This is a genomic window from Bacillus sanguinis, assembly GCF_018332475.1.
Lineage (GTDB): Bacteria > Bacillota > Bacilli > Bacillales > Bacillaceae_G > Bacillus_A > Bacillus_A sanguinis.
Genome location: NZ_BOQB01000694.1, coordinates 1 through 305 on the forward strand (window position 1 = coordinate 1; position 305 = coordinate 305).

Below are 305 nucleotides of genomic sequence, written 5' to 3' on the forward strand. Positions count from 1 at the left end.
TTAATAGTTTTTTTGATAATCATTTATTTAGTTCATATTAACCCATTAATTATAGGGAGAGAGTTAACAGATGAAAGCTTTAATTATAGGGCCTAGCTTTTTTGATTATAACGAATCATTGGCGATATCGTTTAATAAAAATGGAATAGATACAGATATTTTATCTTATGAGTATGAAAATAAAGGCTTCAAAGATGTACTGAAATACAGTTTATTTCCTAAGTTATCTATTCATGCTTTTAAAAATAAAAGAATACTAGATTTTAATAAATTGATTTTGAAAAAGATTGGACAGTATAACCCTA

Annotated in this window: 1 pseudogene; it reads left to right on the plus strand. The window is 24.6% G+C overall.

The window, feature by feature from the left end:
• Positions 1-70: 70 nt before the first annotated feature.
• Positions 71-305 (plus strand): annotated as a pseudogene (locus KI369_RS29250) (hypothetical protein); the annotation flags it as partial.